The organism is Mitsuokella apri (assembly GCF_051886055.1).
GTDB lineage: Bacteria > Bacillota > Negativicutes > Selenomonadales > Selenomonadaceae > Mitsuokella.
This window is the reverse complement of the sequence record NZ_JBJEXT010000019.1, coordinates 1-2,758: the sequence shown is the minus strand read 5'-3', so window position 1 is coordinate 2,758 and position 2,758 is coordinate 1. Positions and strand designations below refer to the sequence as shown.

The 2,758-nt window shown below is 54.1% G+C and carries 4 protein-coding genes; all 4 read left to right on the top strand.

Features of this window, described 5'->3' with window-relative positions:
• Positions 1-91: 91 nt before the first annotated feature.
• Positions 92-532: a 50S ribosomal protein L15 gene (rplO, locus tag ACI4OH_RS01880; protein WP_295632128.1), complete on the top strand. Its 441-nt coding sequence runs from the start codon at positions 92-94 to the stop codon at positions 530-532.
• 1 nt (position 533) lies between these two features.
• Entirely contained in the window at positions 534-1,790 is a 1,257-nt protein-coding gene (gene secY, locus ACI4OH_RS01875; protein ID WP_432648231.1) for a preprotein translocase subunit SecY, read from the top strand.
• A gap of 16 nt (positions 1,791-1,806) precedes the next feature.
• The gene (locus ACI4OH_RS01870; protein ID WP_432648232.1) at positions 1,807-2,454 is read left to right on the top strand and encodes an adenylate kinase; all 648 of its coding nucleotides are present in this window, start codon (positions 1,807-1,809) and stop codon (positions 2,452-2,454) included.
• 177 nt (positions 2,455-2,631) lie between these two features.
• On the top strand, positions 2,632-2,758 hold a 127-nt coding region (infA, locus tag ACI4OH_RS01865), incomplete at its 3' end, for a translation initiation factor IF-1 (RefSeq protein ID WP_439784043.1).

Here is a 2,758-nt window from a genome sequence, read left to right as displayed (position 1 = left end):
AATCCGGCCATCCGTGGCCAGCTCCACAAGGTCGAGCATCTGATTCAGGTAGAAGAAATCGCAGACTAAGACGAGACAGGAGGTGCACTAGATGAAGTTAAATGAATTACAGCCAGCAGCTGGTTCCCGCAAGGTCCGCAACCGCGTAGGCCGCGGCCTCGGTTCCGGCAATGGCAAGACGGCTGGCCGCGGCATGAAGGGCCAGAACTCCCGCAGCGGCGGCGGCGTACGCACGGGTTTTGAAGGCGGCCAGATGCCGATTTACCGCCGTCTCCCGAAACGCGGCTTCAAGAATGTCTGGGCTAAGACGTTCGCAGAAGTCAACGTTGAGACGCTCAATCGCTTTGAGGATGGCACGACGGTTGATCCGGTTGTGCTCGTAGAATCCGGCATCCTGAAGAACGTTCAGGACGGCATCCGCATCCTCGGCAACGGCGAACTGACGAAGAAGCTGACGGTCCGTGCAAACGGCTTCACGAAATCCGCAGAAGAGAAGATTACGGCAGCAGGTGGCAAAGTCGAGGTGATCTGAGGTGCTTTCCGCCCTTAGCAACATCTTTAAGATACCCGAACTTCGGCAGAAGATCATCTTCACGTTGATCATGTTTGCCATCTTCCGTTTGGGGACGCACATCCCTGTTCCGGGAGTTGACCCGACTGCAATAGAGAAACTCTTTGCAAATGGTAATCTGTTCGGTCTCTTAGACCTTTTTTCCGGTGGTGCGTTCAGTAAGTTTTCCATCTTCGCGATGAGCATCACGCCGTACATCAATGCGGCCATCATCATCCAGCTCCTCAATGTCGTCATCCCGACGCTCGAACAGTGGTCGAAGGAAGGCGAAGAGGGGCACAAGAAGACGACGCAGGTCACGCGCTATCTCACAGTGGTTCTGGCATTCCTCCAGGCTCTTGGCATGTCCATCGGCCTGAAGGCTGCCATTTTGAACCCGAACCCCGTCAATATTCTGATCATCGCGATCACGCTGACGGCCGGTACGGTGTTCCTCATGTGGGTTGGTGAGCAGATCACGGCTCAGGGTGTCGGCAATGGTATCTCTTTGATCATCTTTGCCGGTATCGTCGCGGCCCTGCCGAAAAATATCGGAACGATTTATCACTATGTACAGGCTGGTACCATCAGCTATTTCAGTGTGTTCATGTTTGGCGTCATCGCGCTCGCGATGGTCGTCTTCGTTGTCCACATTGAGACGGGCTTCCGCCGCATTCCGATTTCCTACGCGAAGCGCGTGGTTGGTCAGAGAGCGTACGGCGGCCATTCCAGCCATATCCCGCTGAAAGTCAATCAGGCGGGCGTCATTCCTATCATCTTTGCGTCATCCGTGCTGATGTTCCCGGTGACCGTGGCCCAGTTCATCGATGTGCCCTGGGTCAAGACGGTTGCAAGCTACTTGGAGTGGGGCAAGCCGCTTCAGACGACACTTTATGTCGGCCTGATCATCTTCTTCACTTACTTCTACACGGCCGTAACGATAAAGATTCCGGATATGGCAGACAATCTGAAAAAATACGGCGGCTTCATCCCGGGCATCCGCCCAGGTCAGCCAACGGCAGATTATTTGGATCATGTCATGACTCGTATCACGCTTGCCGGTTCCGTGTTCCTGGCCTTCATCGCCGTTCTCCCGAATATGATTGCTGCGGCAACGCATATTGAGGGCGTTTATTTCGGCGGTACGGCCCTGCTCATTGTCGTAGGCGTTGCCCTGCAGACGATGAAGCAGATTGAGTCCATGGTCGTCATGCGTCATTACGAAGGGTTCATGAAATAAGAGGAGGAAGCATATTATGCATATCTTGTTAATGGGCCCCCCGGGTGCTGGCAAAGGCACGCAGGCGGCTGAGCTTGTCAAAGCATTTGACATTCCCCATATCTCCACGGGCGATATGTTCCGTGCAGCGGTAAAAGAGGGAACGGAGCTCGGCAAGCAGGCAAAAGCGTGCATGGACGCAGGCAAGCTTGTTCCGGATTCTGTCACGATCGGCATTGTGCGCGAGCGTCTCGCCAAAGACGACTGCAAGAAGGGATTCATCCTTGACGGCTTCCCGCGCACGGTCGAGCAGGCAGACGCCCTGACGGGCATCCTGAAGGACCTCGGCCTCAAGCTCACGCGTGTCCTGAACATCAACGTTCCGGCTGAAGACCTCATCGAGCGCGCAGTCGGACGCCGCATCTGCAAGAAGTGCGGTGCCACGTATCATACGAAGTTCAACCCTCCGAAAAAAGAGGGCATCTGCGATGAATGCGGCAGCGAGCTCTTCCAGCGTGCGGATGACAACGCTGAGACGATGAAAAATCGCCTTTCCGTATACGAAGCTTCGACGAAGCCTCTGATCGACTACTACGAAAAAGCCGGTCTCTATACGGAAGTCGATGGCAGACAGTCCATCGAGAAAGTCACGCAGGACCTCATCGATGTCCTGAAGAAGGCTTAAAAGGTGAACTGCCGGCGGCGGGGATTTTCCCGCCGCTGCAGACCGAATGATAGATGTTATTGTAAGGGCGGCCACTTAGGCCGCCCATTACAATGATATATGTATTTTTAGAAGATAACCTGTTGTTGGGCATGGCGTTTGGCCCAACCAATTTCAATTTGATAAAGGGAGAATGACATGTCGAAGCAAGATGTTATTGAAGTAGAAGGCAAAGTCCTGGAAGCACTGCCGAATGCGATGTTCCAGGTGGAGCTGGAGAATGGTCATGTTGTACTGGCGCATGTATCCGGTAAGATCCGCATGA